The organism is Microcystis sp. BLCC-F209, assembly GCF_041928595.1.
In the GTDB taxonomy this organism is placed as follows: Bacteria; Cyanobacteriota; Cyanobacteriia; order Cyanobacteriales; family Microcystaceae; genus Microcystis.
In genome coordinates, this window is record NZ_JBHFLL010000225.1 from 21620 (window position 1) to 28602 (window position 6983).

Sequence of the window (6983 nt, forward strand, 5' to 3'; positions counted from 1 at the left end):
TAAGAATGAATAATAATCAATTAAATAGTCTATTGACAGATTTCATGCTATTTAATCCTTATTTTTGCCGTTTTTGAAACCTCAAAAATTATCCTAAACCCATAGCTTTTAGTCGATGTTCTAGAAACTGTTTTCCCTGTTTTTCGCCGTCAGCGATCAGACGCTGAATATTGGACGGAGAGCGATCGAGTTTACTTTCGTAGTTGAGACTATTGGCTAATTCCGCCGACATTTCGATCATCGGAATATGGTAATCTTGATCGGGATCTTCTGGGAAAGATTTAGGAATTTTAAATGGTTCTGTTAAGGCGATCTCCCGCAAAAATTCCTCTTTAAAGGCTCCTTTAAGAAATAATTGATTGATAAAATCAATCTGATCGAGACCTTGAAATAGGGAAACATTGCCTTCTAATTCATTGCGGCGATCAGCAATATCATCGGATTGCACGGGGATCTTATCTCTGGAGGTGGGATTAATTTTAATTACCCAAATTTCATCGGGAATATTTTCGACTCCGACAAATTCACGGCGAATTAAAGAACGGATGGGGGGATTATCGGAGAATAGTCCATCCCAGTAGGCCATAGTTTCAATGGTGACAGCAGGAAAAATGTTAGGAACACAAGCAGAAGCGAGGATATGTTCAATTTTAACTGCTTCCTGGCGCGAGCTAAATTTACTTAACTTTCCTGTCAGGATATTACAGGCCCCAATTAATAAAATTGGGGGTTCTGGTTTAGCTCCCCAAGTGGCTAATTCAGAGAAATCAATATGCGCTCTTAGTAACTGATCAAAGTTGGTAAAGCGACTGCGTAAACCGTAGGTAGCTATAGAAAATAAGGTTTTAGTAATCGGAGAGGAAGGACTGAGATTATACTGGGGAATTAATCCTTTGCTGGCTAATTCTAGAGCTTTAATAGCTGAGTCATTAAATAGTTGTTCTTGGGGAGTTCGAGCGCTATTATCTTCCCAAAAATCAATCATTCTTTTCCAAACGATGCTATCACCTTTTTTGAGAGCATACCAGGTGAAAAAGGCACAGATAGCACCGCCAGAAGTACCACTGAGACTGACAATATTAAAGTAATCTTGTACTTTATTGTCAAATAATGCTTTTAATGCACCGGCAGTAAAAGCAGTTTGACTGCCGCCTCCCTGACAAGCGATCGCGATTTTGGCTTTCATAAATATCCTTTGAATGGCTTCTATCTAAGCCCTAGGGCTTTAATTTAAGGTTAATTGATAAACTTAAAATCGGATGCAAAAATATAGAAATTTTTCTGATTTTCAGAGGAGCTGCTCGGGAGATTTTGCTATCACTTCTAGAAAAGGATAAGTAGGTAGGTATTAAAAACTTTCAGATGCCCCCCTTATTAAGGGAGGATTAAAGGGGGGACTAAGGGGGGATCGGCACCCCCCTTATTAAGGGGTGCAGGGGGGATCGAACCTAAAATCCATTTTTAATTTAATTATAACCAGCTACTTATGGTTTCAAGGGAATTGTCTAGGTAATTAGCTGAAGCCATCAGCCTGCGGCTATATCCAAGCGATAATAACTAGAAAAATGGCTAATTAATCGGATAAATAAAAGCTGATAACTGATAACTGATAACTGATAACTGATAACTGATAACTGATAACTGATAACTGATAACTGATAGATTAAATTACCGTGCCGTCGGGAATAGTGGCATTTTTGAAAATAACCACGATGCCGCTGCGAACATAGAAACCTAAATCTTCGCGATTAGCTTCTTCCACACGATCTTTGTTAACAATTAAAACATTGGAACCAATGCGAGCATTTTTGTCCACAATTGCCCGACGAATAGTGGAACCGGGACCGATACCCACGGGAATTTTGGCATTTCCGATCAGACTTTCCCGTTCGGGGAAAGACTCATAAAAGTCGGCTCCCATCAGCATTGTATCCTCGATCGAGCAGTCTTTGCCAACTCGACTACGAATACCTAAAATCGAGTGATGGATGCGAGATTCTTTGAGAATACAACCTTCAGAAATCATCGATTCTGTCACCGTACAATTGAGCATTTTTGTGGGTGGCAGATAGCGAGAACGGGTATAGATGGGTGCTTTTTCGTCGTAGAAACTAAAGGCGGGATTGGGTTGTTGAGTCAGGGCGAGATTAGACTCATAAAAGGCTTCAATCGTCCCGATATCTTCCCAGTAACCCTTAAATAAATAAGCCTGAAGATTGTAGTCTTTAGCCGCCGAGGGAATAATTTCCTTGCCGAAATCGGTCTGTTCTTTATTGGCATCGAGCAGATCGATTAAAACATTCTTTTTAAAGACATAAATTCCCATGGAAGCGATGTAGGGACTTTGGCGAGCTTGGTCGGGACTTAAGCCTAAAATCGTCGTATCTACCCGCATTCTTTCCAATTCTGCCCCTTTGGGTTTCTCATAAAAATCGACAATTCGCCCCGAATCATTGATTTTCATCACCCCAAAAGCGGAGGCCCGACGTTCATCGATGGGAACCACCGATAAAGTGATATCGGCGTTGGTTTCCCGATGGCGTTCGATGAACTTGCTGTAGTCCATGCGATAGAGATGATCTCCCGAGAGAATCAGATATTCATCGATATCCCAATCCTTCATCGTCCAAATATACTGTCGTACTGCGTCGGCCGTGCCTTGGAACCATTGAGGATTTTCCATGGTTTGTTGAGCGGCCAAAACTTCCACGAAACCATCACTAAAACCCGTAAAATTATAGGTACGATTGAGGTGACGATTGAGAGAAGCGGAATTAAATTGCGTCAACACATAGATTTTGTCAATCTGGGAGTTAATACAATTGCTGACGGGAATATCGATTAGGCGATATTTTCCCGCTAGGGGGACGGCAGGTTTGGCCCGCAGTTTCGTTAACGGATAAAGGCGAGTTCCGGCCCCGCCACCTAAGATAATAGCTAATACTTTTTTCACGCGCGTAACCCTCGCGATTGGCTGTTTCCTTCTCAAAGTAAGTGTAGGATGATAGCGCACCTTATTGATAGAGGGGAAACAAAAATCTAGATCTAAAAGTCATCAAGAGGGAATCGATGGGAATCTTTGGGGATAAATTGGCTAAAATTATGAATTTTTGGGCTAAATCATTAGTATTCACCTTTTTTCTCCCTTTACCGTACCTAATGCCCGCCACGGTGACGGGCGATCGCTGTTCTTGGTTAGCCCAAGGTTCCGATGTACAAACTTTCGGTAAACAGGGCCAAAGCGGAAAAGCTGGCAAAGTTGGCGGCCAAGGCAGAAATAGTGACAGTTTAACCCTTTTTCTCGATGGTTCTCCCCTAAAACTCGATATTTCAGGACAAAAAGGGGTCAATGGTGAAAATGGCGGCAATGGCAGCGATGGCAACTGTAGCGGTCAACCGAGCAACGTCACACGAAATCTCCAGGCCGCCGGTGGTGGTAACGGTGGCAATGGGGGTAATGGTGGTGATGGCGGTAATGGCGGCGCTTTAACCCTCTATGCCACTAATTTAGATTTTTTAAGACAAGTAACGGTCAATGCGGCCGGAGGCGCCGGGGGTTTTGGGGGTCAGGGAGGCCAGGGGGGCAAGGGTTGTCGCTGTTCCCAACCTTTCTGGACAATTCAAACCTGCAGCGGTAGGCCGGGAGATGCCAATTATAGCTGTACCACCAGAGAATTTAGCTGTCAGGATGGTCTGGATGGGGCGACGGGTAATAGTGGTCGTAACGGTCGCGAGGGTCGTTTAGGACAGTTAACTTTAATTCAAATCGATCGCCCTTTAACTGCCGATCAACCGAGCGCAACTGTTCCCCTGGCGGAGTTAAAAGAACGGGGTTATATTCTCTCTAAAAATATTTGGGAAACTCGCACCGGGGCAGTGTCTTTATTTGCCCCCGGTTCCCTGATCGATGATCAATATCGGATTTTAGTAGATCGATCGGAACGTTCTTTTATTTTAATTTGGAATGCGCCCCAGGAGTTTAACCGGTTTGCTAATCAGCGTTTTACTTTAACCCTCGATGATCAAAAGGAAATGAAGGTAACTGTCCCCAGTGACCTCTGGATTGAGGGAACCACTCAAAAACGCAATAATGTTACGGAATTTGTCGTTTATAATGCTGTTTTTGAACGAGATGTCACCCAATTAGAAGCAAAAGGTATCACAGGAAATGGTACTGATTTAAGGCTTTTTCTTGAAGATAAAGCTTCCCAATCGAATTTAATCGGCACTAAATTTAAAGTGCGTTATCGTGTCACTCGTTGGCAAGCAGACGACCTGCAAACCAGTCCCAGAACTGATTTTGTCACTCGCTATGAAGGAGATATGCCCGCTAATTTAGTCCGACAGGAGGGCAATCAATTTATTCTGGATATCGGTCAATTACCCTTACCTGTGGAATCCTTGCGATCGGGTACGGGAATAGAAATCGAGTTACTTGCTACTCGTTCTTTTGCCGGTTATTCCAAAGAACAAAAAATCGTCATCCGCGACACGATTAAAGGGGCAAATATGCCACGGAGGTAAGTCAAAAAAGTCCCCTTCTCCTTTCTCCGGTGCAGTCTTAACCAATAATTTAGATAGTCAACTTAAGTAGCTGGTTATAATTAAATTAAAAATAGATTTTAGGTTCGATCCCCCCTTAGTCCTAGGGTTGATTCATAGTAGGGTTGATTCATGAATCAACCCTACCCTTAGTCCCCCCTTGATCAGGGTGGTGTCTGATAATTTTTAACGCCTACCTACTTACCAAAAGGCTTTAAAATATCTTGAGAGGAAGACCGGTTATTCTGTGGGTTTCCCCGGAGAATGTCCCGATCAGCGGATCGATGGCTACCCTGAAGGAGAAAATCAAGGGAAAGATGGGCAATATTTTAAGTGTGGCTCCGATGATGGATTATACCGATCGCCATTTTCGCTATTTTTTGCGACAAATTAGCCGTCGTCCCCTTCTCTACACGGAAATGATCACGACGATGGCGATTAAACACGGCGATCGCTATAAGTTGCTGGGGTTCTCCCTAGCAGAAAAACCTCTCGCTTTGCAGTTAGGGGGTGATAATCCCTATCTTTTGGCAGAATGCGCTAAAATAGCCGAAGATATGGGTTATGACGAGGTAAATCTCAATGTGGGTTGTCCTAGTTCCAGGGTAAAAGAGGGCAATTTCGGAGCTTGTTTGATGGCTAACCCGGAATTAGTAGCGAGGGGAATATCGGCAATGAATCAAGCTGTATCGATTCCCGTGACTGTAAAACAGAGAATTGGCATTGATCATCAGGATAGTTACGAAAATATGGCCAATTTTGTCCGTATTGTCGCAGATGCCGGTTGTCAACGTTTTACCATCCACGCACGCAAAGCTTGGTTACAGGGATTAAGTCCCAAGGAAAATCGCACCGTCCCCCCCTTACGTTATGATGATGTTTATCGCCTAAAAAATCAGTTTCCCCATTTGTTTATTGAAATTAATGGCGGTATCATTAATTTAGAACAGGCTAGACAACATTTACAATTAGTAGATGCGGTCATGATCGGTCGGGCAGCCTACGATAATCCCTATTTATTTGCCACAGTTGATCGAGATTTTTATGGGAAATCGGTTACTCCTCCTACCCGGGAAGAAGTAATCAAAAAAATGCTTCCCTACATCGATGAGTGGGTGAGTAAAGGTTATAAATTACACCAGATCAGCAAACATCTTTTACAGCTTTTTGCCGGTCAGCCCGGAACTAAAGCCTGGAAGCGTTATATTAGTGAAAATAGCCATTTTCCTGGGGCCGATTCTGGGGTAATCTGGCAAGCTTTACAGCAGGTAAATTCCCTAAATGATCTGGCTAATCTGTCAGTTTCCCATTGATTTATTTTCCTTTCTATGATTACCCAATCCTCAATTAATGCCGGGGTAAAAAATTCAGCTATGGCGGATTTTGTTTATCAACCTCCCCCGGCAGCTATCACAGCTAAACGTATTTTAATTAAACCGAATTTAGGTTATCCTGTGCCACCACCAGTAACGGTTAGTCTGCCGGTATTAAGTCAAGTTTTGCGGGTATTAAGAGGGGTAAATACCACGGCAGAAATTATCTTGATCGAGGGAGTTTGTTCTGCTATTTCTTTGAGAGAAATTATCGATATTTTGGGAGTAAAATCTATTATTGATCCCGGAATAACCATTCTTGATGCTGATAGTTTACCACAGCAAGAATATCCGAATCTTTCCCCTTTTCCTGTCCGTTTTTCCTCGATGTTTGCCCCTAAAATTATCGAAGAAGTGGATTGTCGGATCACGATTGGAACCTTAAAACGCACCCATTTAAAGGATGAACCCCTGATTTCTGCTTCTTTAAAAAATCTCTATGGACTCTTTCCCCGTAGTCATTATAAAGCCCGTAGTCCTAACTCGCGGGGGCAATTACATCGCCCCTCCGTACCACTAATTTTACAGGATGTTTATTTTTGTATCGGTCATCTTTTTGATGGGGCAGTGGTGGACGCCAATCTCAAATATTTTAGTAGCAATTGGCGACCGGATCGAGGAAAATCTATTCCTCTGGGTCAAGTGTTTTGGGGTGATGATATGATTAGCGTGGATCGCAGTGCTTGCCTGTTAGGTGATGAACCAATGCCAAGTTATTTAGATGCGATCGATTTGCTTCGTTCTCAACTTTTAAACGGAACCAATTAGGGTTAATAATTAGGGTTTACTGAAAAAATAAGGGCGAGGCATTCGGATAGAAAATCTACGGTTTCAGCGATAGGTTATACTAAATCCGTTGAGTATGGGCTACTTATGAGGACAGGCACTCATGCAATAGGCAATAGGCAAAAGAGGTAATAGATAATCAGTTTTTAATAACCAGATTTAGTATCAGGAGTCAGTAGCCAGTCGTCGGTCGTTTCAGGCTTTGTTGCCCTGCTTTTTGTACCAATTTGTGGACTAAAAGAAGAATAATGCAAGGTTTTTGAATGTCCCAATCCTATTTTC

General features: G+C 42.7%; 5 protein-coding genes. 3 read left to right on the forward strand and 2 right to left on the reverse strand.

Annotated features, from left to right (window positions below):
• Window positions 1-88 precede the first annotated feature (88 nt).
• Together ACE1AQ_RS14705 and ACE1AQ_RS14710 are read right to left on the reverse strand one after the other, a co-directional pair.
• Entirely contained in the window at window positions 89-1186 is a 1098-nt protein-coding gene (locus tag ACE1AQ_RS14705; protein ID WP_008201775.1) for a patatin-like phospholipase family protein, read from the reverse strand.
• Between the two features lie 477 nt (window positions 1187-1663).
• Window positions 1664-2953: a glucose-1-phosphate adenylyltransferase gene (locus ACE1AQ_RS14710; RefSeq protein ID WP_008201765.1), complete on the reverse strand. Its 1290-nt coding sequence runs from the start codon at window positions 2951-2953 to the stop codon at window positions 1664-1666.
• Window positions 2954-3159: 206 nt separating this feature from the next.
• Here ACE1AQ_RS14710 and ACE1AQ_RS14715 point away from each other — a divergent pair, with 206 nt between their 5' ends.
• The 3 genes from ACE1AQ_RS14715 to ACE1AQ_RS14725 all read left to right on the forward strand — a co-directional run bounded on the left by ACE1AQ_RS14715 (window position 3160) and on the right by ACE1AQ_RS14725 (window position 6683).
• Complete coding sequence (locus ACE1AQ_RS14715) at window positions 3160-4524, forward strand: hypothetical protein (RefSeq protein ID WP_039900020.1); 1365 nt, start codon at window positions 3160-3162, stop codon at window positions 4522-4524.
• A gap of 335 nt (window positions 4525-4859) precedes the next feature.
• Window positions 4860-5855 carry a tRNA dihydrouridine(20/20a) synthase DusA gene (gene dusA, locus ACE1AQ_RS14720; protein WP_039900019.1) on the forward strand — a complete coding sequence of 332 codons (996 nt, stop codon included), beginning with the start codon at window positions 4860-4862 and terminating at the stop codon, window positions 5853-5855.
• A gap of 15 nt (window positions 5856-5870) precedes the next feature.
• Window positions 5871-6683 (forward strand): DUF362 domain-containing protein, encoded by an 813-nt coding sequence (locus ACE1AQ_RS14725; RefSeq protein WP_110545488.1) that lies wholly within the window; start codon window positions 5871-5873, stop codon window positions 6681-6683.
• Window positions 6684-6983: the final 300 nt, after the last annotated feature.

Bases quoted from the DNA above. Each gene is read 5' to 3' on its own strand.
- dusA (WP_039900019.1), top strand. From the start codon at position 4,860: ATGGGCAATATTTTAAGTGTGGCTCCGATGATGGATTATACCGATCGC.
- ACE1AQ_RS14725 (WP_110545488.1), top strand. From the start codon at position 5,871: ATGATTACCCAATCCTCAATTAATGCCGGGGTAAAAAATTCAGCTATG.
- ACE1AQ_RS14705 (WP_008201775.1), bottom strand. From the start codon at position 1,186: ATGAAAGCCAAAATCGCGATCGCTTGTCAGGGAGGCGGCAGTCAAACT.
- ACE1AQ_RS14715 (WP_039900020.1), top strand. From the start codon at position 3,160: ATGCCCGCCACGGTGACGGGCGATCGCTGTTCTTGGTTAGCCCAAGGT.